The following is a 26,225-nucleotide window of genomic DNA, read 5'->3' as shown; positions in this document are numbered from 1 at the left end:
TATGCCCGCCTGTCACTCAGAAGGTTTCCCAGTTCGCGTCAGCTGTATTCGCGCCTGCCGCTGACGGGCGCAGCAGTACGGGCGTTTTCACGTTTTTAGGGCGAGCCGCCGGCGATGCCTGAGCGTTCAGCCGGAATGCCGCCACGGCCTGACGCAGCTGTTCAGACTGATCTTCCAGCGCCGCCGCCGCCGTTGCCGACTCCTGTACCAGCGCGGCGTTTTGCTGCGTGACGCTGTCCATCTGCGAGACTGCCAGGCTGACCTGCTCTATACCGCGGCTCTGCTCGTCAGACGCCGAGGAAATCTCAGCCATAATATCGGTTACGCGCGTCACGGCCGCGACGATCTCTTTCATGGTCGCACCCGCCTCGCTCACCTGTTCCGAGCCGGTATTCACCCGGCTGACAGAGTTCTCGATAAGCCCTTTGATCTCTTTTGCCGCCTGCGCGCTGCGGCTGGCCAGCGTCCGTACTTCACCTGCCACGACCGCAAAGCCGCGACCTTGTTCCCCGGCACGGGCGGCTTCAACCGCCGCGTTGAGCGCGAGAATATTGGTCTGGAAGGCAATGCTATCGATAACGCCGGTGATATGCGCAATTTGCTGAGAACTGTCGGCAATGTCATTCATGGTACGCACCACGTTATCCACCACCTGACCGCCGCGTGCGGCGGTTTCAGACGCATTCTTCGCCAGCAGCGTCGCCTGGCGGGCGTTATCCGAGTTCTGTTTCACCGTGGCAGTCAGCTCTTCCATGCTGGCGGCGGTCTCTTCCAGCGAGGCTGCCTGCTGCTCGGTTCGGGCGGAAAGGTCGTTACTTCCGGCGGCAATTTCTCCTGCGCCCGTGTAGATAGAATCTGTGCTGCCGCGCACGGCGCTGACGGTGCTCACCAGCGACTGCTGCATCTCGTGCAGACCAGCAGCCAGCTGGCCCATCTCGTTGCGCCCGGCAATCGCGACATTTTGCGTCAGATCGCCGCTCGCGATGGTGCGAATATGGTTCATGATGGCGTTGAGCGGTTTCAGGAGCAGGTGCTGTAAACCCTGCCAGATCACCACCAGCACGGCGATCACGGTCAGGAAGATCGCCGCCAGCGTCCACTGCATCTGGGTAAAGCTGCTCTGGTTCTCTTCGGCGGCGGCTTTCAGCAGAACGTTGTTTTCAGCGCGCCAGCGGGTATAGACCGCCTCCATCTCATCCTGCGCCTGCTGGGCGTCCAGGTCGCCATAGGCCTGATAGTTATCTGCGCGCAGATACTCAATGGACAAGCGCATCACCTCGTGCATTTGCTTCCAGGCTTTCTGCATCTCTTCGGTGAGCGCGGCATTCTGGCCCTTCACCTGCGGAATAACCAGCCAGTTTTTGTAATAGTCTTCGGCTTTGGCCAGCGAACCGTTGGCGGTGCCCAGCAGCGTGTTGATCGCCGCGAGAGAGGCCGGATCGCGCTGGTTTTTCAGGTAGCGGATCGCCACGCGGGTAACGGTAACGCGCGTTTTCACCAGCGTGTTAACGCTGTCGCTCAGGCTTTCCTGTTGGGCATTGAGTAACCCGGAGTTCTGAAAGTTGTGACGATCGTTGTTAACGGCAGAGTAGAACAACCCTCCCGTGACAACTTGCAGCAGACAGAATATGGTGAGGGCAAAGATAATACCGGTAATCACGTGCAGATTTTTCAGCATGGCGGTCATCCGTAAGAGAAGAGGCAGGGTTACATCAATACTATCGTCGTAGCGAATTTAAACTTTAATTTTACTATTGCTTAACTAATGGTTTCGTTGCGGAACCTGTTGTAAATCCGGATCATTTTTTATGAGGAAGGTCAGCATGAGCAGCATAGATAAAAGCGGAACGTTCACGCTCGGAACGCGTACGGTTAAACGATTTGGCTATGGCGCGATGCAGCTTGCCGGGCCTGGCGTTTTTGGTCCGCCAAAAGATAAAAATGCGGCGCTGGCAGTGCTGCGTGAAGCGGTGGCGTTGGGTGTGAATCACATTGATACCAGCGATTTTTACGGACCTCATGTGACCAACCAGCTTATCTGCGAGGCGCTTCATCCGTACCGGGACGACCTTACGATTGTGACCAAGATCGGAGCCCGACGCGGCGAGGATGCCTCCTGGCTGCCGGCGTTTTCCGCGCAGGAGCTGACGCAGGCGGTGCATGATAACCTGCGTAACCTGAAGCGGGATGTGCTGGACGTGGTTAACCTGCGGATCATGTTTAGCGCCCACGGACCGGCGGAAGGCTCGATTGCCGCGCCGCTGAGCACCCTTGCGGAGCTGCAACAGCAGGGGCTGGTTCGTCATATTGGGCTGAGCAACGTCACCGCTTCGCAGGTTGCTGAAGCGCAGAAGATGGTTTCCGTGGTGTGCGTACAGAACATGTACAACGTTGTGAATCGCGGTGACGATGCGCTGGTTGATTCGCTGGCGCAGCAGGGGATTGCCTGGGTGCCGTTCTTCCCGCTGGGTGGTTTCACGCCACTGCAATCTTCCGGACTACAGGCGGTGGCGGATTCACTGGGCGCGACGCCGATGCAGGTGGCGCTGGCATGGCTGCTGCAACGCTCGCCAAATATCCTCTTGATCCCGGGAACCTCATCGGTGGCGCATCTGCGTGAAAACCTGGCGGCAGTCGATCTGGTATTGCCGCCTGAGGCGCTGGAGACGTTAAATTCTCTGGTGGGGTAATCCCGATACCAGCAAAAGCCCGGAGGATTTTTCGGGCTTTTGCTGTTTATGATCCAATCTGACTTCTTTGGCGGTGAAGCGCTAACGCTTCTGCCACGATTTCCTGCTTACTTTTCCGTGTTTCATACGCAGTAATGCGGATGTACTCCATCAGCGCAGGATCGATGCGCGCACTTAACATCCTGAGTTCGGCCTCCTTTGCGACACCGCGAGCAACACGCTTATCGGGATAATCACGGGCGGGCATAGAAAACGTCCTCCAAAAATTGTCTTGTTAATTTGTGCTGTAAAATATGCGCTAGTCTAAATATAAAGTCAACGTATAGTGTATGTGGAGTGATTTGTGGTTACTTTGTTTTGTTTTTATAGTCATGTGAAAGTCATTGCGTAGTGAAGTTTTATGACGCGTTACGCTTGTCTGTGCGTAAAAATTTACAAAACAAATAATCTTCATTGCTATAGGGGGTTATAAGCGAAGCGGTTAAGGCGTAGCCAGCCGCTTACGGTGACATGGCTTGATCGATACCTCAGTTAAAACTACTGTATATAAAAGGGTCTTCCCCGATCATGGTGGGAAGGCTCAGAACGCCATATTCAGCTTTCCGTAGTGGAACATCACCCCCAGTTTAAAGCGCTCCCGGTTTCGGTATCCCCTGGCTTTTATCCTCAGCAGCCTGATCTTGCTGTTAAGTGCCTCCGCATTTCCGTTTGAGACACTGTGTCGCATCGCATTCAGGATCCCGTACAGCCTTTTTCCTATCGTTTTCGCGGCATTTTTCATCATGGGAACGTCACTGTTAGCCGCCAGCGCCAACCATCTCTGCCAGTCACTCCGTCTTTCCTCGCTCCATGGCCTGTTCCAGATATCCTTTGCCAGCTCTTTCAGCGCCCAGCACTGGCTCGTCAGCTTCATCTGTGCACGCAGCCACATCAGCTTTTCCTGCCGGGATTCGGTCATCCACTTATCGCTGTACTGCCACAGGAAGCGGGTTCCTTTTGCCTGGTGTCGGCTTTCAACAGGGAGGTGCGGATGTTCATTCTGACGGGTTTTATCAACTACCTCGCCCAGTTGCTTCGCCACATGGAAGCGGTCAAAGGCGATTTTCTCAACCGCACTGGGTAAGTGGATACGCGCTGCTCTTATATAGCCCGCGTTCATGTCCATTGAGAGCGTTTTGATAGCCAGCAACTGCCCATCAGTGAGCGTGCGAAGATAGCCGGCAAGACTCTCTGTGCCGCGATCATCCGTTAAGGCCAGCGCCCGACCATCGCGATCGGAGATCACCGTTATGTAACGATGTCCTTTTTTAAAGGCGACCTCATCCACATTCATATGACGGGCGGATAATGGCTTTTTTATCCGGGCAAGACCTCGCTTAACTGCCCGGGTCATAATGCCGTCAACCGCATTCCAACTGAGCTTAAGTTGCTTCCTGACAGCATCAACGGTGCTGATTTTCAGCCATGAGAGAACGAACGATTCGAATAGCAACGTATACCGGCTTCCGGGGCCAGCCCACGGAACAGGCAACGTCAGGCAGCCATGCTCCGGACACATAATTCGTGGAACATCGGCTTCAACAATAGTGGTGAACTGGCAGGTATCAAGATGGCGCCATTTACGATGACGGTGATCGTGAACAGAACAGGATTTACCGCAGGTCGGACAGGCTAGCCGGGTGTTTTCAGCGATCTCAATAGTGACAGTAACAGAACCGGCATTTTCATCGAGAGAAAGGGACTTTACCTGCCACGGATCGGACAGGTTGAGAATATGAGCGTAGAGGGACTTTTCGTCCATGGCGGTGACCTCTGGCGATTAAATACACCATTATCATGCCTTCAGCCACCACAACAAGGGAAGACCCATATAAAAACAGTATGGAGGTGTTTATCATGATCTTTTTCAGACCCGCAGAGTTGCGTGAAATCGTTGCTATTCCACTTTTCAGCGACTTAGTACAGTGCGGCTTCCCCAGCCCGGCAGCGGATTATGTAGAGCGGCGTATCGATTTAAACGAGTTATTAGTCGCCCATCCCAGCTCCACTTACTTTGTCAAAGCCGCCGGTGACTCGATGATAGAAGGGGGGATCAATAACGGTGATTTGCTGGTGGTGGACAGTTCCCGCAAGCCTGAGCATGGCGATATCGTGATTGCGGCGGTAGAGGGCGAATTTACCGTGAAGCGCCTCCAGCTGCGTCCCAATATTCAACTCAACCCCATGAACAGCGCCTATTCACCGATTATTGTCGGCAGCGACGATACGCTCGATATCTTTGGTGTAGTGACGTATATCGTGAAATCCGCGAGCTGATCGTGTTTGTGAAGCTTAATTAATAGGCAATAAGTTAATTCTCATCATGCAAAAATCTTACGTCACCTGGGCTGTCTTGTCGGCAAACCTGATATTCATCGCATAAGCCGGAACTTGCTGGTCAAATATTCTGGTATTGGCGAATTACAGAGTGATATCCCATTTTTTTTATTTTGTTATGTTCCTGCACTTTAGTGAGTTTTCTTTTCTTCCGACAGAATACATTTTGTCTACATTATAATTTTAATTTATGATTCGCACACGAACAATTGATGTTACGCAGGGTTTTAGCATCGTGGCAGTCAATAAAACCCTGCTGTTATAAAGTAATCAGGAGATTCATTTTTATGTCAGACAATAATCCCCGCTCATCCGGCTGGTTAGGCCCGTGGTGCCTGCTGGTGGGTGTGATACTTCTTGTAACGGGGCTCTTTTTTGCTATCGGCGGTTTTAAACTGGTTTCCCTGGGGGGGAGTTGGTATTTTCTCATCGCCGGGGTTATCACTCTGCTCTCTGCGATTCAGTTCTTCCGCCGCAAGTCCTCTGCCGTGGGGCTGTTTGCCCTGGTGTTTCTTGGCACCCTGATTTGGGCATTTTTCGATGCCGGGCTCGACTTCTGGCCGCTGGTTTCCCGTTTAATGGTACCCGCCGGGCTGATGGTGCTGGCAGCTGCCACCTGGCCTGCATTGCGTAAACGTGAAGGAAAACCGTCCTGCGCAAAAGGGGCCCTGGGGGTCTGCGCGGTCCTTATTATCGCCATGGGCGTCACCTTTGTTCAGATGTTTCAACCCCATCCGACCGTGCCGTTTAGCGGTGAAAAACGTCCGCTGGTACCGGTAAAAGATGATGCGAAACAGCAGAACTGGGATCACTACGGTAATACGGCCGGCGGTAGTCGCTTTGTGGCGCTGGACCAGATAACCCGTGACAACGTGAAAAACCTGAAACCGGTCTGGACCTACCATACCGGTGACGTACCGGAAAGTCCGGACGGCAATGGCGCAGAAGATCAGCAAACGCCGCTACAGGTTGGCGATCGTGTCTTCCTCTGTACGCCGCATAACAACGTGATCGCCGTGGATGCCGATAGTGGGAAAGAGATCTGGAAAGCGGAAATCAACGCCAAATCTGCAATCTGGATGCGCTGCCGTGGCCTGGCATACTTTGATGCCACCAAACCGCTGGCACAGCCAACGGTAGCGGGCTCCACGCCGGTTCTGCCAGCGCAGGTCGCACCGGGCGCTGCATGCCAGCGCCGTATCCTGATGAATACTATTGACGGTAAGCTGATCGCGTTAGACGCCGATAACGGCAAATTCTGCCCGGACTTCGGTACTAACGGCAGCGTTAACCTGCATGAAGGGATGGGCGACGCGTCAGATCCCACCTACGTGCTGACGTCGGCCCCGACGCTGGCGGGTACGACGGTTGTCGTTGGTGGCCGCGTTGCGGATAACGTCAGCACCGATATGCCGGGAGGCGTTATACGTGGTTATGACGTGATCACCGGCCAGCTGCGCTGGGCGTTCGACCCGCGTAATCCGGATCCGAACTATGTTCTGAAGCCGGGCGAACACTACAAACGTAGCTCTGCAAACTCCTGGGCCCCTATGTCCTGGGATGCGTCGATGAATACCGTGTTTATCCCGATGGGGAGTTCCTCCGTCGACCTGTGGGGCGCTGACCGTATTCCGGAAGATCATAAATACGCCACCTCAATCCTCGCGCTGGATGCGACTACCGGGAAAGAGAAGTGGGTATACCAGACCGTGCATAACGACCTCTGGGATTTCGATATCCCGATGCAGCCGAGCCTGGTTGATTTCCCGACAAAAGAGGGCAACAAGCCCGCGGTGGTGGTGGGCACCAAAGCGGGGCAAATTTATGTTCTTGATCGCCTGACGGGTAAACCGCTCACTGAAGTGAAAGAGGTTCCGGTAAAACCAGCGGATATTCCACGTGAACAGTACCCGGCAACGCAGCCGCGCTCTGTGGGGATGCCGCAGATTGGCGCGGAAACCCTGAAAGAATCGGATATGTGGGGGGCGACGCCGTTTGACCAGCTGGCCTGTCGTATCAGCTTCAAATCAATGCGTTATGACGGTCTGTACACGATGCCGGGAACCGATATTTCCCTGAGCTTCCCGGGCTCGCTGGGGGGAATGAACTGGGGTAGTCTGTCCACGGATCCGAACAACCAGTACATCTTCGTCAACGACATGCGTCTGGGTCTGTGGGTCCAGCTGATTAAACAAGATCCGCAAAGCGCAGTGGCAAACACGGGCGGTGAAGCCGTGAACGCCGGTATGGGCGCTGTTCCGATGAAAGGAACGCCGTATTCGGTCAACAAAAACCGTTTCATGTCACCGCTGGGTATTCCGTGCCAGAAACCACCGTTTGGCTCTCTCTCTGCGATTGACCTGAAAACACAGAAAATCGTCTGGCAGGTGCCGGTCGGTACCGTTCAGGATACCGGTCCGTTTGGGGTAAAAATGCGTATGCAGATGCCTGTCGGTATGCCGACGCTGGGCGGTACGCTGGCCACGCAGGGCGGTCTGGTCTTCATTGCGGGAACCCAGGATTACTACCTGCGCGCCTTTGATTCCTCTACGGGGGAAGAAGTGTGGAAAGCGCGTCTCCCGGTGGGTAGCCAGGGCGGACCTATCAGCTATGTATCACCGAAAACCGGCAAACAGTACATTCTGATCTCTGCTGGCGGTGCACGCCAGTCGCCGGATCGTGGTGACTACGTGATTGCCTACGCGCTGGATAAATAACAGCGAAATAAACAGCCTGGCCCCGTCGTAGTACGGGGCTTTTTTTTGACTGAAAACCACGCACAGGAAGAAAGCTGCGGTTCCGGTCAGCCCGTGAAAAGCACCCGCCAGCGTCGGCGACGGCGAGTCATCTCGCGCCATAGCGCGACTATCTCGTCAGGTTGCAGGGCATCAATAGCCTGCGGCGTTAACACCGGCAAACCATAGCGCTGGCGCAGGGCGGCCACTGCCGTGGCGCTGGCATCCATCGGTGAGCGGATCTGCGTCGCCAGCTGCTGTCGCAATAGGCTGAACTCGGATTCATCGCACAGCGTCAGCTCTCGCAAAAATCGTTTGCAGCAACCCAACAGGTTCACGGGAGAACGATCAGGCGACTGTAACGCCAGCAGCAGGCCATCGCGATCGGCAATACGCTGATAACGACAGCTGACCACGTAGCCAATCTGCTGTTCCACGCGCAGGCGCTGGAAAAATCGCGGTTCGCAGCATAACGCCAGCAGCCGCAGCGCGGCGAGCGACGCACCCGGCGGCAGGGGAATAAACACCAGCAGCGCCGAATCCTCGCTGGCGTGCGGAATGTGTTCGACCCCGCCGGGACAATCGCTTAACGGCAACGGCTTAGCGTTAACCGGCGCCCGGAGCAGGCCAAGCTGCCGGGCTAACCCGTGCGCGTGTCCGGCGCTGCCGCCAGCTAACGCCGCCAGCCAGCCATTCCGTGACGGTTCCGATGCCAGTCGTTCAGGCAATTGCTTAAGCAACTGACGGATCGCAATGCCATCTGGCGCAGGCGTAATAGCCGGTGTGGGGCGGGAGAGGCGATCGATTATCGCCCCGATGATGGGTTCCGCCATCACCACGGCGTCAGGAAGCCGCAGGGTTAGCTGCCAGCTACCGTCAACCGTTTGCCACTCGCCGCTGCCGCCGATATGGCGCATTTCAGCCAGAAGAGGGCGTAATTGTTTGCCGATCGCCACCCCCTGTGACTCGCTTACGCGCGAATAAAAAGGCTTGCGGAGGATCAACGTCGGCGCTTGTGCCTGCGCCGGTAAATGCAGCAGCGGAACGGCTTCTGGCGTCAGGGCTGGGGCAGAATATTGGGCAGCCTGCGGGTAGAAGGAAAACGCGATGGGGCTCTCATCCGCAACCGGCTGGCGACGCCAGTGGCTAAGCGGCAGGGCAAATCCCTGGCTGGAAATTGTCCCGGCGGCTTCCATTTTTTTGCAGGCCAGATATGAGGTGGGCGCCGCCAGTAAGTCGGCACAGAAGGCGGAAAAATCAACCGGCGCCGCGCCGGGCGCAAAACCAAACGCCCGCTGGCGAAGCTGGTCAAGGGCCGACAGGGCGCTAAAGCGCTGCTGTGCCAGCCGATAATAATGCCGCTGTTGCTCTTGCGTCGTTTGCTGTAGGGCCCGCAGCCAGCGCGTGATTTGCGCGTCTATGGCCTCGGGCCGTTCGCCGTCAAGCGTTAGCGCCAGCCAGCCGTAATCGTCATCCTGATAAAGCCAGTCCAGCGATACCTCTTCTGCCAGCCCGCGCGCCCGCAGCCCGTCAATCAGGCTTCCGGGGGCCTCGTCCAGCAAAAATTCCCGAAGCAAGGTGACGTTGTCACTTTTTCGGATCAACGGACAGCGCCACAGCGCGGGTCGCTCCGTCACTGCCAGCTGATAATCTGCTTCAGCGCTAAGGCGTAACGGGGGGGCGGCTTCAGGCACGCCACCTGAAGCAAAACCTGTCGCAAACGTATGGGCAAGCTCGGCTAACGCATCCAGCGTTTGCGGTCCCTGTAGCCACAATTGCAGGTGTCCGGCCACATAATAGCGGCGATGAAAGTCGCGCAACGCGGCGTGCAGCGATCCCGTGTCTTGCCCCAGAGAATCATGGCTACCCACCTGAAAACGGCGAAAAACCTCCGGTTGTTCCATCGCGTGGCGCGCCGCGGCTTCGCGCCGGGCGGCATCATGCTGCTGGATAAGCCGGTTTTCCGCATCAATGACCGCCACTTCGCGCTGGATGTCCAGCCGGGAAAGCAGCGGCGCCTGCAACATATCCCGCAGTCGCGCGACGCCGTCGGACAGGTTTTCGGCGGCAACCTCGAAGAAAAAAGCGCTGTGGCGAGCCAGCGTGGTGGCATTGACGTTGCCGCCCTGGCGCTGGACCCAGGCCATGAGTCGATCATCGCCCCGATAGCGCTCGCTACCGCGGAACAGCAGGTGCTCAAGCAAATGCGCAAGACCGGCGAAGCGTGGTGGCTCGTGATGGCTTCCGGCACTCACGCGCGCCAGCGCCGCCGCGCGTGTCGCCTGCGGCTGATGCACCAGCGTTGCGCGTAAACCGCCTGCCAGTTCCACGATGCGGATGGTCATTATCGTTACAGTTCCCGGGTTTTATAGATAAGCTGAGAACGGGTTCGGTTGCGAAACTGAAGCTGACCGATCTTCATATCACTACAGGCTGCTTCGCGTCGCGCCTCGAGGATTTTATGATGATGCGGCGATTTGCTGCACACCGGATCGGCGTTATCCGCATTCCCGGTGAGCATAAAGGCCTGGCAGCGGCAGCCGCCGAAGTCTTTCTCTTTTTCATCGCAGGAGCGGCACGGCTCCGGCATCCAGTCAAACCCGCGATAGCGGTTGAAGCCGAAAGAGTCATACCAGATGGATTCCAGACTCTGCTCAAGCACCGACGGGAAATCCACCGGCAGCTGGCGCGCGCTGTGGCAGGGCAGCGCCGTGCCTTCCGGGGTCACGCTGAGGAAAATCGACCCCCAGCCGCCCATACAGCCTTTTGGCCGCTCTTCGTAATAATCGGGGGTGACGAACAGCAGGTTGGTCAGATTGCCGCTGGCGGCCATTTTTTGCCGATATTCGGCAACCACGCGTTCCGCGCGGGCAATCTGTTCCCGCGTCGGCAGAAGCCCCTGACGATTAAGGAACGCCCAACCGTAGAACTGGCAGGTGGCAAGTTCGACGTCGTCGGCGTCCAGCTCGATGCACAGTTCGATGATTTTATCGATCTGATCGATATTATGCCGGTGCAGGACGAAATTCAGCACCATCGGGTAATCGCGCGCTTTAACCGCTTTGGCCATCGCCAGCTTCTGCTGGAAGGCTTTTTTATTCCCCGCCAGCGCAGCGTTGAGCACTTCATCGCTGGCCTGGAAGCTAATCTGGATATGGTCCAGACCGGCCTCGCTGAATGCGTCGAGCTTGCTTTCCGTCAGGCCAATTCCCGAGGTGATCAGGTTGGTATAAAAACCGAGATCGCGGGCGGCGCGGATCAGCTCCGGCAGATCTTTACGCGTCAACGGTTCGCCGCCGGAAAAACCTATCTGCACGCTGCCCATCGCCCGCGCCTGGCGGAAAACCTCAATCCACTGTTCAGTGGTCAGCTCCTGATCCTGCCGGGCGAAGTCCAGCGGGTTAGAGCAGTAAGGACACTGTAGCGGACAGCGATAGGTCAGCTCCGCCAGCAGCCACAGCGGTGGATTGACGGCAGGTTTATTCTGGCTCACGGAAAATAACCCACTTCTGTTGATAAGCGATTTGCAGGAATTCTACGACGTCGTCATCCACGCCGCCGGCTTCCGGGAACCGTTCGTTGAGTATGGCAATGATGGCCGCCGCGTCGCGTTGGCCATCGACCAGTTCGAGGATCGCGGCGGCGGTCTCATTGAGTTTAGCCATGCCTTCCGGATAGAGGATGACATGGCTGTCCTGAGCGGCTTCCCATTGCAGGCGATAGCCGCGACGAAAGGCGACGATGGAGTTTTTTTGCATGCTTATACCAGTCGGGTTGTGTGCCAGGCCGCTTTGTCGGTGACCGTGTGATAAGGCGGACGCTGTAGCGCGTAGGCCATGGTCATCGCGTCGAGCATCGACCACAGGATATCGAGTTTGAACTGAAGGATCTCCAGCATCCGATTCTGCTTTTCCGCGCTATCGCAATAACGCTTCGCCAGCTCCAGACCGTGTTCAACGTCACGGCTGGCCTGGCTGAGGCGGCTGCGGAAATAAAAATAGCCTTCCTCTTTGATCCACGGGTAGTGCTGTGGCCAGCTGTCGAGACGCGACTGATGGATTTGCGGGGCGAACAGTTCGGTGAGCGAACTGCATGCAGCCTCCTGCCAGTTGGCGCGGCGGGCGAAGTTAACGTAAGCGTCGACGGCGAAACGGACGCCGGGCAGCACGTGGCGTTCGCTGATTAAGTCCTCGCGGCTGAGCCCCACGGCTTCGCCCAGCTGTAGCCAGGCTTCGATACCGCCGTCATGACCGTTGCTGCCGTCGTGATCGAGGATCCGCTGCACCCATTTGCGACGCGTGTGCGGATCCGGGCAGTTCGCCATAATTGCCGCGTCTTTCAGTGGGATCGTCGTCTGGTAGTAAAACCGGTTCGCCACCCAGCCCTGGATCTGCTCGCGGCTGGCCTCGCCGTTATGCATCGCGATATGGTACGGATGGTGAATATGATAGTAGGCGCCTTTCGCCCGAAGGGCGTGCTCAAACTCTTGCGGCGAGAGCGTTTCGCGAATGTGCATAGTTAGTCCTGAAGCGTGATGTTCATCCCGTCCCAGCTCACTTCTATTCCCTGCTGCGCAAGGGCGTGACGCTGCGGCGACTGCTCGTTAAGGATCGGGTTGGTGTTATTAATGTGGATCAGAATCTTGCGCTTTGCCGGCAGCGAGGCCAGCAGCGCCATCATGCCGTGTTCATCGCCGAGCGCCAGATGGCCCATGTCGCGGCCGGTATTGCGCCCGACGCCGGTGGCCTGGAGTTCATCGTCCTGCCAGACGGTGCCGTCAATCAGCAGACAGTCCGCCTTTTTAAGCCACGGCAGGATAGCGTCATCGGGTTCACCGAGACCCGGTGCGTAGAACAGCGTCTGACCGTTGCGGCGGTTTTCGATAAACAGCGCCACGTTATGCCCCGGCAGCGGGCGGTCGCGCCACGGCGAATAGGGCGGTGCGTTACTGGCGATGGGGACAGCGGTAAACTGCAAATCAGGGCAGGCTTCCACGCTAAAGGCGGTGAGCGGCGCGATCGGGTGGTGAATCAGGCCACCGTTCCAGTGCCGGAGCATGGTAAAAATCGGGAATCCGCTGGAAAGATCTTCATGCACCTCCGGCGTACACCATACCTGATGTGGGCACCCCTCGCGCAGGCTGAGCAGCCCGGTGGTGTGGTCAATCTGGCTATCGGTGAGAATAATGCCGCCAATATGCGTGCCGCGCAGAACCTCTTTCTTATTCAGTTCTGGCGTATGGGCAATCTGCTGGCTGATATCGGGGGAGGCGTTACACAGCACCCACTCTTTGCCGTTATCGCTGACGATGATCGACGACTGGGTGCGAGGGGTCGCCTGAAGGGTACCGTCGCGCAAACCCTGACAGTTGGCGCAGTTACAGTTCCACTGGGGGAAACCACCGCCAGCGGCGGAACCGAGGACTTTTATAAACATGAAGATGGGCCAGGTAGTCAAACAAAAATGCCCGCACGGATGGCGGGCAGAGCGATTAGCGGTTGGAAATGTACAGGGTCACTTCCAGGCCAAGACGTAAATCAATAAAAGCAGGTTTCTTCCACATCGTTTTTTCCTCTTTAAAAATGCAGCACCAACGCCATTGTTTGTGCCAGTTTTGTGATGGTCATCAAATAATGCGTCACAGGAGGGCAAAGCTCAACCCGAAAGATGTAAGGAATTAACTTAATGTTTACAACGTAACCTATTGTTGCCAAACATTTTGCAATACCTTTTGCCAGTTACCCCACAGCAGCTTATTCAGCACAAATTGATCATAGCCGCTGTCACGCAACGCGCTGATTAGCCGTGGTAAACCACTCACATCGTGTAAATCATCAGGCAACGTAATGCCGTCAAAATCGGAGCCCAGCGCGACATGATCGTCACCCATGATGTTAATAAGATAGTCGATATGGCGAACAATCGTGCTCAGCGGGGTATCGCTATCGCGTTTACCGTCGGCGCGCAGAAACGCGTTGCCGAAATTGACGCCAGCCACGCCGCCGCTGTCGCGGATAGCCAGCAGCTGCCGATCGGTCAGATTGCGCGGTTGCGGGCACAGCGTATGGGCGTTGGAGTGGGTGGCGACCAGCGGTGATGAGGAATGACGAGCGGTATCCCAGAACGCCTTTTCATTCATATGCGAAACGTCAATCAGCATGTTCAGGGCGTTAGCGTGCTTAATGAGGGCGATACCCTCTGCGGTAAGCCCTGGGCCGCTGTCCGGGCTGCCGGGAAACGCCCCGTTAACGCCGGTGCCAAAACGGTTAGCAATGTTCCAGAAAGGCCCAATGCTACGCACCCCGGCGGCATAGAAAGCCTGTAGATCGCCTCCCTCGCCGTCAAAACCGCCCGCGCCCTCAATATGCGCTACCATCGCCAGCACCTTATCCTGACGGCAGCGTTCGATATCCGCCGCGCTCAGGCACAATCGCGCCCGGCCGTCGGAGTGGGCGACAAGCTGCTTAAGGATCGTCAGCTGCTGCCAGAGAATGTCGACCGGCTGCCACGGCTCGCAGGCGTATTGTGGCGCCATGCGGGCGATATACTCCTGCGGCGGCACGAACAGCGCGAACAGCCCGCCGGAAAATCCGCCTTGCTGCATGCGCGGATAATCGAGGTGTCCGTTTTCAATGCCGGAGAAGAAGGCCGTTACCGGATCCTGGCGATGGTGAAGCCATAAATTAAGCAACAGGTCATTGTGACCATCAAAAATCGCCATAGCGCATCCCACTGTCTTTTATTGCTGCGAAAGTTGCCTGGCACGATAACCGATTTGTCCGGTCCGGCAAGGGGAAAATTACAACTTAGCAGCAATTGTTAATATCACTTAACAGTGAGGAGATCCGCAAAGCGGGTGGTGTAGCGGGGTGAAAGCATTTCCCGTTTCATCTGCCACGGCTGCTGTATACCCTGTCCCGCGAAGTAAAGCGTGCCACGGCCATTTTCAGCATTCAGATGGTCTAATACATCCATTAACTTTTGGCTGTTTTTCCTGGGGGCGTTGTCGTCAAACAGATTAAGTTGCGCGACGCCCTGGCTATAAAAATCTCCCAGCATCACTCCGGCTTTCTGGTACCGATGGCCGTTCTTCCAGACCGCATCCAGACAACGAACTGATGCGCCGATAATATCCCGGCTATCCTGGGTTGGGGTGAGCAGTTTTACCGACGCGCTATTGCCATAATATGGCTCGTTAAGCGCGAAGGGCGAGGTTTTAACAAATACGGAGATAAAGCGGCAATGCTGATGCTCATTGCGAAGTTTTTCTGCTGCCCGGGCGGCATAACTACAGATGGCCTGGCGTACATCGTCATATTCGGTGATGCGTTCGCCAAACGAGCGCGAACAGACGATTTCTTGCTTTACCGGGGCAAACTCTTCCAGTTCAAGACACGGTTCGCCCCGTAATTCACGCACCGTTCTCTCCAGCACGACATTGAAATGTTTTCTTATGAACCGGATATCGGTGTCTGCCAGTTGCAGGACGGTCTTAATCCCCATCATCTCAAGCTTCTTCGCTATGCGACGTCCTACACCCCAAACGTCTTCGACGGGTAGCGCCGCCATCAGCTTTCTCTGACGATCCACATTGGATAAATCAACAACGCCTCCCGTCTGGCGCTGCCAGCGTTTTGCCGCGTGATTTGCCAGTTTCGCCAGCGTCTTTGTGGGTGCGATGCCCACCCCGACGGTCAGATGGGTGCGTTGCAGTACGGTCGCTCTCATTTCATGCCCAAAATCGGAAAGATCGCGACAATTACGCACCCCGGTAAGATCGCAAAAGATCTCATCAATGGAGTATATTTCGCTACGAGGCGACATCTCTTCAAGCGTGTTCATTACCCGGTTGGACATATCCGCGTAAAGTTCATAATTACTGCTGAAACAAACCACGCCATGATGCCTGAAGCGATCTTTCTGTTTGAAGTACGGTTCACCCATTTTCACAAAGGGTTTGGCTTCAGCGGAGCGAGAGATGACGCACCCATCGTTATTGGACAACACGACCACCGGTCGTCCCTTCAGGTCCGGGCGAAAAACCGTTTCACAGGAAGCATAGAAAGCGTTCACATCACACAGTGCAAACATGGTCAGCTCGCTCTGGTATCGCCAGGTGGGGTGAAAAACTGCATTATGATCACCGTTAATAAATACTGTATTTATATACAGTATTGTATATTGATAGCAAAGATCAAGGGGGAACGAGGAGTGACGTCGTACGGGTGCAGGAGGGCGAGGGTTATGTCCAGAATGGCGGCGAGGCAAATCTGGCGGAAAGGGTATTTAATGAAATGTTTAAGGAATATAAGTGCCCATACGGCAGGTATGGGCAGTGAAGCCGTCGATATTACTTCTTCTTGTCCATCATCGCCTTGAGATCGGCAAAGGGGTTAAACGTGGCGACACCCACGTCTTTTTGCGCATCCTCACCCGCGACAACGGTGGTGCCATACTGATCCGCTTCGGTGTACTTTGAGTGCTCGTGATCGTGACAAAACAGGCACAACAGCTCCCAGTTACTGCCATCTTCCGGGTTATTGGTGTGATCGTGGTCGATATGGTGAACCGTGAGTTCACGAAGATTTGAATAAACAAACTCACGCGAGCAGCGTCCACAAACCCAGGGGTAGATTTTTAGCGCTTTTTCACGGTAGCCGCTTTCCAGCCGTGCGTAGTTTTTGGGGATCAGAGCCATTGCTGATGTTACCTGTTAAAAAGAGAATAGTTCACACTATATCCCATTATGAGATGTCAGGAGAATGCCTCCTCTGCGGGAAGGCAGCCTGCGATTTGCGTATTTCTGTCAGTTTATTTGAAGCATTCCGTTAAATAATCACCATTTATTCTCATCCGTTAATGCGTAGAGTAGGGATAACGCAATGCTTTATCAGGATACTCCACTATGAAAAAGATTGGATTTTTGTCGTTTGGTCACTGGACGCCGTCACCCCAGTCCGGCACGCGAACCGCGGCTGACACGCTGCTACAGTCCATCGATCTGGCGGTCGCAGCCGAAGAGCTAGGCGCGGACGGGGCTTATTTCCGTGTGCACCACTTTGCCCGCCAGCTCAGTTCGCCATTCCCCTTGCTGGCGGCAATAGGTGCGAAAACAAAACGTATCGAAATCGGGACGGGCGTGATCGACATGCGGTATGAAAATCCGCTGTATATGGCGGAAGATGCTGGCGCGGCAGATCTCATCTCCGGCGGGCGATTACAGCTTGGTATCAGCCGGGGTTCCCCGGAGCAGGTGATTGATGGCTGGCGTTATTTTGGTTACGTGCCGCAGGAAGGGGAAACCGAATCTGATATGGCGCGCCGCCACACTGAGGTACTGCTTGATGTATTACGCGGTGAAGGGTTTGCGAAGCCTAACCCACAGCCGATGTTCCCAAACCCGCCGGGATTGTTGCGTCTGGAGCCGCATTCAGAAGGCTTACGCGATCGTATCTGGTGGGGGGCTGGCTCTAATGCAACGGCAGTATGGGCGGCAAAACTGGGGATGAACCTGCAAAGCTCAACGCTGAAAGATGATGAAACCGGCGAGCCGTTCCATATTCAGCAGGCAAAACAGATCCGTGCCTACCGACAGGCCTGGGCTGAGGCAGGGCATACCCGTCAGCCACGCGTTTCGGTCAGCCGCAGTATTTTTGCCCTGATGGACGAACGCGACCGGATGTATTTCGGTTCAAGCCGCAATGAGAGCGACAGCGTGGGTTATCTGGATGAGAAAACGCGGGCCATTTTCGGACGCAGCTATGCCGCAGAGCCAGACAAGCTGATTGAACAGTTGAAAAAGGATGAAGCGATCGCGGAAGCGGATACGCTGTTGCTTACCGTGCCGAATCAGCTGGGCGTGGAATACAACGCACATGTGATCGAGTCCATCCTGAAACATGTCGCACCGGAAATGGGATGGCGCGATCGCAATGCGTAATCTGGCCCTCTGGTATCGCCGGTTTGGTGAGCCTGAATCGGTACTGCAAGCGGAAAACACACCATTGTCCCCGCGACAGCCGGGAGAGATACGTGTGCGCATGCTTTTTTCTCCGGTGAACGCCTCCGATCTCATCCCCATCACCGGGGCATATCGCCATCGCACGCCGCTGCCTGCGATAGCCGGTTATGAAGGGGTCGGAATAGTGACCGAAACGCCCGCCGCTTATCCGGCGCTGCTGGGCAAGCGGGTCCTGCCGTTACGGGGGCAGGGAACCTGGCAGCGCTATGTCGACTGCCCGGCGGCGTATGCGGTTCCCGTCCCGGACGACGTCGACTCGCTTCTTGCCGCGCGGGCGTATATCAATCCGCTTGCCGCACAGATGATGCTGGACCGCTATCCTCCGGTCGGGAAAACGGTGCTGCTCACCGCTGCCGGTTCTGACTGTGCCGTTCTGCTCGGGCAATGGGCACGCCAGGCGGGTGCAGAGGCGGTTTACGGGATCCATCGCTCGCCCGTGCACGCTCAACGTCTGGCTGAAAAGGGGATCGTCCCGATTGCGCAACACGATATGGCCGCCGTCAACGCTGCCGCCGCGCGCGCAGACGTGGTGTACGACGCCACGGGCGGCAGTCTGGCGGAGACGATCCTGAGCGTGATGCCCGAAACCGGCACCTTTGTCTGCTACGGGCTACTCTCCGGGCAGACCTTCCGGCAGCAGCGGCCGTTGCCGCGCGTGGCGTGGTTTCACATTCGTAACTATCTGGACGCGCTGAGCGCTGAGGCGTGGCAGGCGGAGTTTCGGCGCATCTGGCCTAAACTGCGCGCCAGCCAGTGCAGCGATGTCACCCTCTACCCGCTGTCGGAATGGCAGCGGGCAGTGGGCAACTATCGCGAAGCGGGAAGAACGGGTAAGCCCATGCTGTCGATGGACAATTAATCGGCCTTATGGCTCATGTCGCTCAGCAGTACAGCGATACTTTGTCCACCGGCGGTCTGCTCCAGGCCAATTTTGACAATAATTGTCAGCGGAACGGAGAGCAGCATGCCGACAGGCCCGAGCAGCCAGCCCCAGAAAATCAGGGACAGGAACACAACAAGGGTTGAAAGCCCCAGCCCGCGTCCCATTATCCGTGGTTCGAGAATGTTCCCGAAGACAAGGTTAATCACCAGATAGCCTGCCAGCAGAATCAGGGCATCATACAAACCGCTGAAAACCAGCACCTGAAGGATAGGGGGGATCGCCGCCAGCACGGAGCCGATGTTAGGAATATAGTTGAGCGCAAAGGCCAGCAGCCCCCAGACAAAGGCAAAACGCACATCCAGCGCGGCGAGCATCCCCCAGACCACTAATCCCGTCACCAGGCTGATGGCCGTTTTCAGCACCAGATAGCGTGAAACGCTGTCGAGCGCGCGCTGAATGGCGCCCATTCCCTCTACCGGACGCACCATGATGTGCTGGAGCTTTGCAGGCAGCTGTGGAACTTCCAGCAGCATAAACACAACCGTCAGGAACAGCAGGAAAATCGAGGTCATGGCGTTGGAGAGTTGTGCCAGCAGGCTGGTGACAATCGTCATGGCGGCATTCGGATCGATATATTTAAGCAGTTCCTCAACCGAGACTTCGATACCCGCGCGTTGCAGCCAGGGTTCAATTTGCAGCAGCGGGGTCGCCAGGGAAGAGCGGTATGTCGGTAGCGTCCGCGCCAGCTCGTTCAGGGAGGTTCCCAGATAGGCGACTAACAGCACCATCGCAACGATAATAATACTGATAAGCAGGCTTATCGCCAGCACACGCGGGATGCGCAGCCGCACCATTCGCTGCACCAGTGGATTGAGGATCACCGCGATAAAAAGCGCCAGGATAAAAGGCACGATGATATCGGCCGCAAAACGAACGCCGGTCAGAATGATCACCAGCATGCCCAGCATGATGACGATCTTAAGCCCGTTGAGGGTGATAATAGGTTTGGCCATGGACGTTCCTGAACAGTTTTTTATTTATAATAGAGGGGAAAGCGGATTAAAAAAACTAACCAAAATCAAACAGACTGGGTAAAGAAATGAAAAGGCTTTGAGTAAATTCCTGGCTTATGATACAAATCAGGCGTGTTCAACTACCGAGGACAATTTTCATCCGCAAAGACGAGAAGCAACACCGCGGATAATTGTAATTTTATGGACAATTTGTTCAGGACGTATTTTTCAAACAACTCTGCTCTGTTTTCAACCTCCCTCTGCCTGCTTTCTGGTGAGCAACACTGGCGTTCCGCGCTATAGTCACGTCTTCTGCCTGAGCTGGCGCTATGCGCTTAGCTAACTGATTTAATTCCCAATTTTTTGGTTTGCTGTCCGCAGTGAGCCTCGATGGATTATATTCTCAAGCAGGAGAAAAAACATGTTTTACTGGATTTTATTAGCTCTGGCGATCGTCGCTGAAATTACCGGCACCTTGTCGATGAAATGGGCGAGCGTGAGTGATGGCAGCACCGGTTTTATTTTGATGCTGGTCATGATTACGCTTTCCTATATTTTCCTCTCTTTCGCGGTTAAAAAAATCGCGCTGGGCGTGGCATACGCATTGTGGGAAGGTGTTGGTATTTTATTGATTACGCTGTTTAGCGTCATGTTATTTGATGAAACCCTGACGACAATGAAAATTGCCGGGCTGACGACCCTGGTCGCGGGTATCGTGCTGATTAAATCGGGTACACGCAAACCGGCAAAACAGCAGAAGGAGCAGACCCATGCAGCAGTTTGAATGGATCCACGCGGCCTGGCTGGCTTTCGCCATCGTTCTGGAAATTATTGCGAACGTCTTTCTGAAGTTCTCCGACGGTTTTCGTCGCAAAGCCTACGGCCTGTTATCGATTGCCGCGGTTCTGGGGGCGTTTAGCGCCCTGTCGCAGGCGGTGAAAGGCATCGATCTGTCCGTGGCCTATGCGCTGTGGGGTGGCTTCGGTATTGCCGCCACCCTGGCGGCAGGCTGGATTATGTTCGGGCAGCGTTTAAACAATAAAGGCTGGATAGGGCTGGTATTACTGCTCGCCGGCATGATCATGATTAAACTGGCCTGAGTGACCTACTGCTGCGCCAGGGCTTCCAGCCGGTCGCGAAAACCGGTCACCGACAACGCCCGGTTATCGGCGCGCCAGCGGTCTTTCGCCGCTGGCGCAGAACTTTGAACGCCAATCAGCTGCCAGCCGTTATCGGTTTTTAACATCAGCGGCGATCCGCTATCACCCGGTAGCGTATCGCACTGATGCGACAGCACGCTGTTTTGCGCCCAACCCGTCACCACGCAGTCCGTATGGGTGTACAGCGAATCGAGGTGATCAACAGGGTAGCCTGACTGCGTTACTTTTCGATCGGCGGCTTTCAGGGCGGCGGTGAGCGCGGCTTTATCGCCATCAAAGAGCGGCAGCGGGGTGATCCCGGACGGCGGATAACGTAAAACGATCAGCCCGAAATCCCAGGAGGCCGCCCCGGGCGGCACAATCCAGCCATCACCATCCGGTTTCAGGCGTTTGCCAAGCGACGGATCCACCCGCCCCTCAATACCGTGAATTTCGTAGCGCCATATTCCTTTTTGCGACACAAAGCGCAGGGCGATCGCTTTATCCGGTTTGCCTTCAGGCGGCATTAACAGGCAATGACCCGCCGTCAGCGCAAGGCGTGGCGTAATGAGGGTTGCAGTACATAAATTGCCGCTGGCGGTTTCCAGTTGCCCGATGGCATCCCAGGGCGATTCGGTAGGATCGGTGACACGCGTACGATCGTCATGACCAAAAAACAGCGTCTTTACCTCTTTGGCGCTAATGGCGTCATCGTCGCCATCATCCGCATGTGAAAAGCCAGCAAAAAGGCTAAACGTTCCCAGTAACAACACAACAGATTTACGCATATCACACTCTGGTGGGGGGTAATTATGATTATTAAAAGTGATCCCTATAAAAATACTATAGACGCGACGGCGAGAAAGTGGGAGTAAAATCAGCGTGCTACATTCAGGAAAGATAAAAGTGGCTGGCGATGAGCGCGCATAAAATTAGCAGGATAAGAATGAACTCAAACCGATAGCGCCGCAGCATACGCCCTCCGGATAAAAAACGGCGCTGACCGCAAACCCGTTCAGCGCCGGTTTACCAACGTGCCCCGAAGGGCACGGTTAAGCTTGTACTCTTACGCTGCTGGCTGTGCAGCAGGTTTAGCCGCTTCGTGTTTTGCTGCTTTTTTGTGATGCTTTTTAGCCGCCTGTGCTTTCTGCTCTACCGCTGGTTTTGCCGCTTTTTTGTGGTGCTTTTTAGCGGCCTGCGCTTTCTGTTCTGCCGCTGGTTTAGCCGCTTTGTGATGTTTTTTATGGTGAACCGTTTTGGCCGGAGCAGCGGTGGAAGCCGCAGGCGCTGCGGTGGCGGTAGTTTCAGCCGCGAATGCAGCGGAAGACAGACCCATAGCAGCGGCAACAACCAGAGCTAATACTTTTTTCATTTTCATACCCTCGAATTTGGTTTTTCATTTAACCCCACTGCGGGGCCGTTGAAATAACTATATCCCTGTAAATTCGGGGTTTCCGTGAGTGATTGGTATCGGCGTGTAACCGTATGTACAACGCCGGGGCAGATCCCCGACGCATTCGGTTACAGGTAGCGGGATGTCAGGTGTTCGCGGAAGTAGCGGATATTCAGATCTTCACCCGTGGCCTGGGTGATGAGCTGCGATGTGCTGAAACGGCTGCCGTGCTGCCAGATATTCTGACGCAGCCAGTCAAACAGCGCCGAGAAATCGCCCCCGGCGATGGATGCCTGCAACCCGGGCAGCGCAGTTTTGGCGGCATGGAACAGCTGTGCCGCATACATTGCTCCCAGCGTGTAAGACGGGAAGTAGCCAAAACCGCCGTCGGTCCAGTGGATATCCTGCATACAGCCGTTGCGATAGTTATCTTTGGTGGATAACCCAAGCCAGGCCTGCATTTTCTCATCCCATAACGCGGGAATATCATCGACTTCAATTTCGCCATTGATTAGCGCGCGCTCGATCTCATAGCGCAGCACCACATGCGCCGGATAGCTCACTTCATCCGCATCAACGCGGATGTAGCCCGGCTTCACGCGCTGGTTCCAGGCAATGAAATTCTCTTCGCTGAATGCCGCCTGGCTGCCGAAACGGGCATGAACCGCCGGAAGCAGATGCTTCAGGAAAGCGTCGCTGCGGCCTAGCTGCATTTCAAAGAACAAGCTCTGGGATTCATGGATCGCCGTAGAGCGCGCCAGCGCAACGGGCTGACCGGCCCATGCTCGCGGAAGGTTTTGCTCGTAGCGGGCATGTCCGGTTTCGTGGATCACGCCGAAAAGCGCGCTGAGCAGTTCATCTTCATCGTAACGCGTGGTGATACGCACATCTTCCGGCACGCCGCCGCAGAACGGGTGGGCGCTAACGTCCAGACGACCGCCGTTAAAATCGAAGCCAAGCATTTTCATCGCTTCCAGGCCCAGCTCGCGCTGCGTGGCGGTCGGGAAGGGACCCTGTGGCGGAACGAACGATCGTTGAGCCTGTTTTTCCACAACCTTTGCCAGCAACTCCGGTAGCCAGGACTTCAGCTCGCCGAACAGCACATCCAGGCGAGCGCTGGTCATGTCGGGTTCAAAGATATCCAGCAGCGCGTCGTAAGGCGTGCAGCCTTTAGCCTCAGCGCGCAGGCGGGCTTCTTCACGACTGAGTATCACCACCTCTTTCAGGTTGGCTGAAAAGCCCTGCCAGTCGTTGGCCGGACGCTGAGTGCGCCACGCGTGTTCACACCTGCTGCCCGCCAGCGATTTGGCCTCCACCAGCGATTCCGGCAGTAAAGTTGCCTGCTGGTAGTAGCGCGTCATTTCACGCAGGTTGGCCAGCTCAACGTCGTTCAGATCTTCGTCTGCCGCCGCCGCCAGCCATTCACCCACTTTTTTATCGGTCAGGATCTGATGTTGCAGGACGCTCATCTCCGCCAGCGCTTCACCGCGCGCGGCGCTGCCGCCTGGCGGCATCATGGTGAACATGTCCCAGCTGGCGATGGAGGAGAGGTGAGAGAAGCGGGAGAGGCGCTGGAAGGTGCGGGTGAGTTGTTGATAGTTATTGTTTTTCATGAAGTCCTCGTGTCTGAATCAGCCGATGACAAAAATTAGCATCGGCTCGATTTAAACACGAAGAGGGCTGAATGTTAATGCAGTCGTTTATGCAGGCTCGCGCCCACCAGCAGTGCCGCGCACAGCATCAGCGCGATAAATCCGCCCACGCCGTTCCAGCCGTAGTTATGCCAGAACACCCCGCCGAGCGTACCGGCTATGCTGGAACCAAGATAGTAACTGAACAGATACAGTGACGAAGCCTGACCTTTAGCGCGGCGCGCGCGTGGGCCAATCCAGCTGCTGGCAACGGAATGCGCGGCAAAGAAGCCCGCAGAGAAGAGCAGCATTCCGGCAAAAATCAGCCACAGGGAAGAGAAAAGCGTCATCAGCAGTCCGAACAGCATCACGGCGGTGGATACCAGCATCACCGGACCACGGCCGAAGCGCGCGGTCATGGCGCCCGCTTTTGGCGAACTCCATGTCCCGGTGAGATATGCCACAGAGAGCAAACCCACTAATGCCTGGCTAAGATGCCACGGTGAAAGCATCAGACGATAGCCAATGTAGTTGAACAGCGTCACGAACGAGCCCATCAGCAGGAAACCGGTCAGGAACAAACGGGGCAGCCCTTGATCGCGCCAGTGCAGGCGAAAGTTGATAAATAACGTTTTCGGACGCAGGGAGGTCGGGCGGAAATGGCGCGATTCCGGCAGGATTTTCCAGAACATCAGCGCCGAAGCGAGGGCGAAGCAGCCGATAACGGCCAGCGCAATGCGCCAGTTAAAGAAATCAGTAAACACACCGCTAAGCAGGCGTCCGCTCATCCCGCCGATAGAGTTCCCGCTAATGTACAGCCCCATGGAGAAGGCCACGAAGCTCGGGTGGATCTCCTCGCTGAGATAGGTCATCCCGACCGCCGCCACGCCGCTCAGGGATAACCCAATCAGCGCGCGCATGATCAGAATGCCGTGCCAGCTGGTCATCATGGTGGACAACAAGGTACACACGGAGGCCAGCATTAACGCCGTTACCATGACCTGCTTACGCCCGATGGCATCCGAAAGTGGCCCGGTGAACAGCAGACCGATCGCCAGCATCCCGGTTGAAATGGAGAGCGAAATACTGCTGCTGGCTGGCGACACGCCAAATTCATGCGACAGGACCGGCAGGATCGGCTGAACGCAGTAGAGCAGGGCGAAAGTGGCGAGACCCGCTGAGAAGAGCGCCAGCGTGACGCGCATAAACTGGGGGGTACCACGTTTAATAAACTGAACCGGCTGCGGTGCTGCGGGTAAATCATCAATGTCGCTGGCCGGCGCGATATCAACGGTCGTTGTACGGCTCACACATAATCCTTGCTTAAACATCCCCGTGGTTTCTGGTGACGGGTATGACCACAAGATTAGGGTAGGAAAATGTAAATATTCTGTCTAATATATTAATAATCTCAAATGATACTTTAAAAATATGAATATCGAGCTGCGCCATCTACGCTATTTTGTCGCCGTCGCCGAAGAGCTGCATTTTGGTCGTGCGGCGGCAAGGCTGAATATCTCTCAGCCACCGCTAAGCCAGCAGATACAGATCCTGGAGCAGCAGGTCGGGGCGCGTCTGCTGGCGCGAACCAACCGCAGCGTGAGCCTGACGGCGGCGGGAAAACAGTTTCTTGCCGATAGCCGACAAATCCTGAGTATGGTGGAGGACGCCGCCGCCAGAGCGGAACGGCTTTATCTCGGGGAGACGGGAGAGCTGCGCATCGGGTTTACCTCATCGGCCCCCTTTATCAGCGCTGTTTCACAAACGCTATCTTCGTTTCGCCGTAACTTTCCGGATGTGCATATTCAGACGCGCGAAATAAATACTCGCGAGCAGATATCGCCGCTTAACGAAGGATCGCTCGATCTGGGGCTGATGCGTAACACGCAGTTGCCTGATACCCTGGCGTGGCAGGTGATCCTGCGCGAACCGCTGATGGCGATGATCCCCCGGGATCATCCGCTCGCCGCGCAGCACAGCGTCACGCTGGCTGAACTGGCGAAAGAGCCATTTGTCTTTTTTGACCCTCAGGTGGGAACCGGGTTGTATGACGATATTCTTGGTTTGATGCGGCGATATGGCCTTGTCCCGACTATCGCGCAGGAGGTGGGGGAAGCCATGACGATCATTGGTCTCGTTGCCGCAGGGCTTGGCGTGTCGATTCTCCCGGCCTCGTTTAAACGGGTACAATTGCCGGAAATGCGCTGGGTGAAGATAGCCGAGCAGGATGCAGTCTCAGAGATGTGGCTGGTGTGGTCTAAACATCATGAACAGAGCCATGCGGCACAGCGTTTCAAAGAACAATTAATTACCGCTTCTCGCGGGCGTTATTTATAGGGAAAAG

General features: G+C 55.8%; 27 protein-coding genes. 9 read left to right on the top strand and 18 right to left on the bottom strand.

Annotated elements, in window-relative coordinates:
- Positions 1 to 16 precede the first annotated feature (16 nt).
- Entirely contained in the window at positions 17 to 1,678 is a 1,662-nt protein-coding gene (tcp, locus tag CU081_RS17440) for a methyl-accepting chemotaxis citrate transducer (protein ID WP_022651042.1), read from the bottom strand.
- Positions 1,679 to 1,823: 145 nt separating this feature from the next.
- Here tcp and CU081_RS17435 point away from each other — a divergent pair, with 145 nt between their 5' ends.
- The gene (locus CU081_RS17435; RefSeq protein ID WP_022651043.1) at positions 1,824 to 2,690 is read left to right on the top strand and encodes an aldo/keto reductase family oxidoreductase; all 867 of its coding nucleotides are present in this window, start codon (positions 1,824 to 1,826) and stop codon (positions 2,688 to 2,690) included.
- Positions 2,691 to 2,736: 46 nt separating this feature from the next.
- Here CU081_RS17435 and CU081_RS17430 read toward each other — a convergent pair whose 3' ends face one another.
- Together CU081_RS17430 and CU081_RS17425 are read right to left on the bottom strand one after the other, a co-directional pair.
- Positions 2,737 to 2,937, bottom strand: a complete 201-nt coding sequence (locus CU081_RS17430) for a hypothetical protein (protein ID WP_003857516.1) — start codon at positions 2,935 to 2,937, stop codon at positions 2,737 to 2,739.
- 333 nt (positions 2,938 to 3,270) lie between these two features.
- Positions 3,271 to 4,491, bottom strand: a complete 1,221-nt coding sequence (locus CU081_RS17425) for an ISL3-like element ISKox3 family transposase (protein WP_000343760.1) — start codon at positions 4,489 to 4,491, stop codon at positions 3,271 to 3,273.
- Positions 4,492 to 4,586: 95 nt separating this feature from the next.
- Between CU081_RS17425 and CU081_RS17420 the strand changes: the two genes are divergently transcribed.
- Both CU081_RS17420 and CU081_RS17415 read left to right on the top strand, forming a co-directional pair.
- Positions 4,587 to 5,006: a translesion error-prone DNA polymerase V autoproteolytic subunit gene (locus CU081_RS17420; protein WP_003857514.1), complete on the top strand. Its 420-nt coding sequence runs from the start codon at positions 4,587 to 4,589 to the stop codon at positions 5,004 to 5,006.
- 347 nt (positions 5,007 to 5,353) lie between these two features.
- Positions 5,354 to 7,783, top strand: a complete 2,430-nt coding sequence (locus CU081_RS17415) for a glucose/quinate/shikimate family membrane-bound PQQ-dependent dehydrogenase (RefSeq protein ID WP_003857512.1) — start codon at positions 5,354 to 5,356, stop codon at positions 7,781 to 7,783.
- A gap of 86 nt (positions 7,784 to 7,869) precedes the next feature.
- On the opposite strand, the gene pqqF is transcribed toward CU081_RS17415, so the two are convergent.
- From pqqF to yajD, 9 genes are all read right to left on the bottom strand, one after another.
- Entirely contained in the window at positions 7,870 to 10,146 is a 2,277-nt protein-coding gene (gene pqqF / locus CU081_RS17410) for a pyrroloquinoline quinone biosynthesis protein PqqF (protein ID WP_022651045.1), read from the bottom strand.
- Between the two features lie 5 nt (positions 10,147 to 10,151).
- Complete coding sequence (gene pqqE / locus CU081_RS17405) at positions 10,152 to 11,294, bottom strand: pyrroloquinoline quinone biosynthesis protein PqqE (protein ID WP_022651046.1); 1,143 nt, start codon at positions 11,292 to 11,294, stop codon at positions 10,152 to 10,154.
- Complete coding sequence (gene pqqD, locus CU081_RS17400) at positions 11,281 to 11,559, bottom strand: pyrroloquinoline quinone biosynthesis peptide chaperone PqqD (RefSeq protein ID WP_022651047.1); 279 nt, start codon at positions 11,557 to 11,559, stop codon at positions 11,281 to 11,283. The genes pqqE and pqqD overlap by 14 nt, the downstream gene beginning before the upstream one ends.
- 2 nt (positions 11,560 to 11,561) lie before the next feature.
- A complete protein-coding gene (pqqC, locus tag CU081_RS17395; RefSeq protein ID WP_003857506.1) occupies positions 11,562 to 12,317 on the bottom strand; it encodes a pyrroloquinoline-quinone synthase PqqC in 756 nt (251 codons plus the stop codon).
- A gap of 2 nt (positions 12,318 to 12,319) precedes the next feature.
- Positions 12,320 to 13,237, bottom strand: coding sequence for a pyrroloquinoline quinone biosynthesis protein PqqB (pqqB, locus tag CU081_RS17390; RefSeq protein WP_003857504.1), 918 nt, complete (start codon positions 13,235 to 13,237; stop codon positions 12,320 to 12,322).
- Between the two features lie 55 nt (positions 13,238 to 13,292).
- A complete protein-coding gene (pqqA, locus tag CU081_RS17385; protein WP_002905689.1) occupies positions 13,293 to 13,364 on the bottom strand; it encodes a pyrroloquinoline quinone precursor peptide PqqA in 72 nt (23 codons plus the stop codon).
- A gap of 138 nt (positions 13,365 to 13,502) precedes the next feature.
- Positions 13,503 to 14,522 carry a dipeptidase gene (locus CU081_RS17380; RefSeq protein ID WP_003857474.1) on the bottom strand — a complete coding sequence of 340 codons (1,020 nt, stop codon included), beginning with the start codon at positions 14,520 to 14,522 and terminating at the stop codon, positions 13,503 to 13,505.
- 104 nt (positions 14,523 to 14,626) lie between these two features.
- Positions 14,627 to 15,892, bottom strand: a complete 1,266-nt coding sequence (locus CU081_RS17375; RefSeq protein ID WP_003857473.1) for a Y-family DNA polymerase — start codon at positions 15,890 to 15,892, stop codon at positions 14,627 to 14,629.
- Between the two features lie 259 nt (positions 15,893 to 16,151).
- Positions 16,152 to 16,499 (bottom strand): HNH nuclease YajD, encoded by a 348-nt coding sequence (yajD, locus tag CU081_RS17370; protein ID WP_003857471.1) that lies wholly within the window; start codon positions 16,497 to 16,499, stop codon positions 16,152 to 16,154.
- Between the two features lie 207 nt (positions 16,500 to 16,706).
- Here yajD and CU081_RS17365 point away from each other — a divergent pair, with 207 nt between their 5' ends.
- Together CU081_RS17365 and CU081_RS17360 are read left to right on the top strand one after the other, a co-directional pair.
- Positions 16,707 to 17,741 (top strand): LLM class flavin-dependent oxidoreductase, encoded by a 1,035-nt coding sequence (locus CU081_RS17365; RefSeq protein WP_003857470.1) that lies wholly within the window; start codon positions 16,707 to 16,709, stop codon positions 17,739 to 17,741.
- A complete protein-coding gene (locus tag CU081_RS17360) occupies positions 17,734 to 18,681 on the top strand; it encodes a zinc-dependent alcohol dehydrogenase family protein (protein ID WP_032645599.1) in 948 nt (315 codons plus the stop codon). Before CU081_RS17365 ends, CU081_RS17360 begins: the two co-directional genes overlap by 8 nt.
- Here CU081_RS17360 and CU081_RS17355 read toward each other — a convergent pair.
- Positions 18,678 to 19,718, bottom strand: coding sequence for an AI-2E family transporter (locus CU081_RS17355; RefSeq protein WP_003857467.1), 1,041 nt, complete (start codon positions 19,716 to 19,718; stop codon positions 18,678 to 18,680). The two genes, CU081_RS17360 and CU081_RS17355, sit on opposite strands and share 4 nt — an antisense overlap.
- 132 nt (positions 19,719 to 19,850) lie before the next feature.
- Here CU081_RS17355 and CU081_RS26890 point away from each other — a divergent pair, with 132 nt between their 5' ends.
- From CU081_RS26890 to mdtI, 3 genes are all read left to right on the top strand, one after another.
- A complete protein-coding gene (locus CU081_RS26890) occupies positions 19,851 to 20,021 on the top strand; it encodes a protein YdgV (RefSeq protein ID WP_006808891.1) in 171 nt (56 codons plus the stop codon).
- A 118-nt stretch (positions 20,022 to 20,139) separates the two neighbouring features.
- A complete protein-coding gene (gene mdtJ, locus CU081_RS17345) occupies positions 20,140 to 20,502 on the top strand; it encodes a multidrug/spermidine efflux SMR transporter subunit MdtJ (RefSeq protein ID WP_003857465.1) in 363 nt (120 codons plus the stop codon).
- Positions 20,489 to 20,818, top strand: coding sequence for a multidrug/spermidine efflux SMR transporter subunit MdtI (gene mdtI / locus CU081_RS17340; protein ID WP_003857463.1), 330 nt, complete (start codon positions 20,489 to 20,491; stop codon positions 20,816 to 20,818). Before mdtJ ends, mdtI begins: the two co-directional genes overlap by 14 nt.
- 5 nt (positions 20,819 to 20,823) lie before the next feature.
- Here the strand turns inward: mdtI and CU081_RS17335 are convergent, their stop codons facing one another.
- The 5 genes from CU081_RS17335 to CU081_RS17315 form a co-directional block, all read right to left on the bottom strand.
- Positions 20,824 to 21,645, bottom strand: a complete 822-nt coding sequence (locus CU081_RS17335; RefSeq protein WP_003857461.1) for a trypsin-like serine peptidase — start codon at positions 21,643 to 21,645, stop codon at positions 20,824 to 20,826.
- A 103-nt stretch (positions 21,646 to 21,748) separates the two neighbouring features.
- Positions 21,749 to 21,832: a hypothetical protein gene (locus CU081_RS26885; protein ID WP_057979992.1), complete on the bottom strand. Its 84-nt coding sequence runs from the start codon at positions 21,830 to 21,832 to the stop codon at positions 21,749 to 21,751.
- Between the two features lie 91 nt (positions 21,833 to 21,923).
- Positions 21,924 to 22,229 carry an acid resistance repetitive basic protein Asr gene (gene asr / locus CU081_RS17325; RefSeq protein ID WP_003857459.1) on the bottom strand — a complete coding sequence of 102 codons (306 nt, stop codon included), beginning with the start codon at positions 22,227 to 22,229 and terminating at the stop codon, positions 21,924 to 21,926.
- Positions 22,230 to 22,378: 149 nt separating this feature from the next.
- On the bottom strand, positions 22,379 to 23,863 hold the full coding sequence (locus CU081_RS17320) for a carboxypeptidase M32 (protein ID WP_039268869.1): 1,485 nt from the start codon (positions 23,861 to 23,863) through the stop codon (positions 22,379 to 22,381).
- A 74-nt stretch (positions 23,864 to 23,937) separates the two neighbouring features.
- Entirely contained in the window at positions 23,938 to 25,191 is a 1,254-nt protein-coding gene (locus tag CU081_RS17315) for an MFS transporter (RefSeq protein WP_003857455.1), read from the bottom strand.
- 121 nt (positions 25,192 to 25,312) lie between these two features.
- Here CU081_RS17315 and CU081_RS17310 point away from each other — a divergent pair, with 121 nt between their 5' ends.
- Positions 25,313 to 26,218, top strand: a complete 906-nt coding sequence (locus CU081_RS17310) for a LysR family transcriptional regulator (RefSeq protein ID WP_003857454.1) — start codon at positions 25,313 to 25,315, stop codon at positions 26,216 to 26,218.
- Positions 26,219 to 26,225: the final 7 nt, after the last annotated feature.

The organism is Enterobacter sp. CRENT-193 (assembly GCF_002787395.1).
Taxonomy (GTDB): Bacteria; Pseudomonadota; Gammaproteobacteria; order Enterobacterales; family Enterobacteriaceae; genus Enterobacter; species Enterobacter hormaechei_C.
The sequence above is the reverse complement of the archived record's forward strand: the minus strand, read 5'-3'. Positions and strand labels throughout refer to the sequence as shown.

Excerpts from the sequence above, each read along its gene's own strand:
- CU081_RS17425 (WP_000343760.1), bottom strand. The coding sequence starts at position 4,491 with ATGGACGAAAAGTCCCTCTACGCTCATATTCTCAACCTGTCCGATCCG.
- CU081_RS17310 (WP_003857454.1), top strand. The coding sequence starts at position 25,313 with ATGAATATCGAGCTGCGCCATCTACGCTATTTTGTCGCCGTCGCCGAA.
- CU081_RS17380 (WP_003857474.1), bottom strand. The coding sequence starts at position 14,522 with ATGGCGATTTTTGATGGTCACAATGACCTGTTGCTTAATTTATGGCTT.
- CU081_RS17335 (WP_003857461.1), bottom strand. The coding sequence starts at position 21,645 with ATGCGTAAATCTGTTGTGTTGTTACTGGGAACGTTTAGCCTTTTTGCT.
- mdtI (WP_003857463.1), top strand. The coding sequence starts at position 20,489 with ATGCAGCAGTTTGAATGGATCCACGCGGCCTGGCTGGCTTTCGCCATC.
- pqqF (WP_022651045.1), bottom strand. The coding sequence starts at position 10,146 with ATGACCATCCGCATCGTGGAACTGGCAGGCGGTTTACGCGCAACGCTG.
- CU081_RS17435 (WP_022651043.1), top strand. The coding sequence starts at position 1,824 with ATGAGCAGCATAGATAAAAGCGGAACGTTCACGCTCGGAACGCGTACG.
- CU081_RS17365 (WP_003857470.1), top strand. The coding sequence starts at position 16,707 with ATGAAAAAGATTGGATTTTTGTCGTTTGGTCACTGGACGCCGTCACCC.
- pqqC (WP_003857506.1), bottom strand. The coding sequence starts at position 12,317 with ATGCACATTCGCGAAACGCTCTCGCCGCAAGAGTTTGAGCACGCCCTT.
- CU081_RS17360 (WP_032645599.1), top strand. The coding sequence starts at position 17,734 with ATGCGTAATCTGGCCCTCTGGTATCGCCGGTTTGGTGAGCCTGAATCG.
- asr (WP_003857459.1), bottom strand. The coding sequence starts at position 22,229 with ATGAAAAAAGTATTAGCTCTGGTTGTTGCCGCTGCTATGGGTCTGTCT.
- CU081_RS17320 (WP_039268869.1), bottom strand. The coding sequence starts at position 23,863 with ATGAAAAACAATAACTATCAACAACTCACCCGCACCTTCCAGCGCCTC.
- CU081_RS17420 (WP_003857514.1), top strand. The coding sequence starts at position 4,587 with ATGATCTTTTTCAGACCCGCAGAGTTGCGTGAAATCGTTGCTATTCCA.
- pqqB (WP_003857504.1), bottom strand. The coding sequence starts at position 13,237 with ATGTTTATAAAAGTCCTCGGTTCCGCCGCTGGCGGTGGTTTCCCCCAG.
- yajD (WP_003857471.1), bottom strand. The coding sequence starts at position 16,499 with ATGGCTCTGATCCCCAAAAACTACGCACGGCTGGAAAGCGGCTACCGT.
- pqqD (WP_022651047.1), bottom strand. The coding sequence starts at position 11,559 with ATGCAAAAAAACTCCATCGTCGCCTTTCGTCGCGGCTATCGCCTGCAA.
- mdtJ (WP_003857465.1), top strand. The coding sequence starts at position 20,140 with ATGTTTTACTGGATTTTATTAGCTCTGGCGATCGTCGCTGAAATTACC.
- tcp (WP_022651042.1), bottom strand. The coding sequence starts at position 1,678 with ATGCTGAAAAATCTGCACGTGATTACCGGTATTATCTTTGCCCTCACC.
- CU081_RS17375 (WP_003857473.1), bottom strand. The coding sequence starts at position 15,892 with ATGTTTGCACTGTGTGATGTGAACGCTTTCTATGCTTCCTGTGAAACG.
- CU081_RS17415 (WP_003857512.1), top strand. The coding sequence starts at position 5,354 with ATGTCAGACAATAATCCCCGCTCATCCGGCTGGTTAGGCCCGTGGTGC.
- CU081_RS17430 (WP_003857516.1), bottom strand. The coding sequence starts at position 2,937 with ATGCCCGCCCGTGATTATCCCGATAAGCGTGTTGCTCGCGGTGTCGCA.
- CU081_RS26885 (WP_057979992.1), bottom strand. The coding sequence starts at position 21,832 with ATGCTGCGGCGCTATCGGTTTGAGTTCATTCTTATCCTGCTAATTTTA.
- CU081_RS17355 (WP_003857467.1), bottom strand. The coding sequence starts at position 19,718 with ATGGCCAAACCTATTATCACCCTCAACGGGCTTAAGATCGTCATCATG.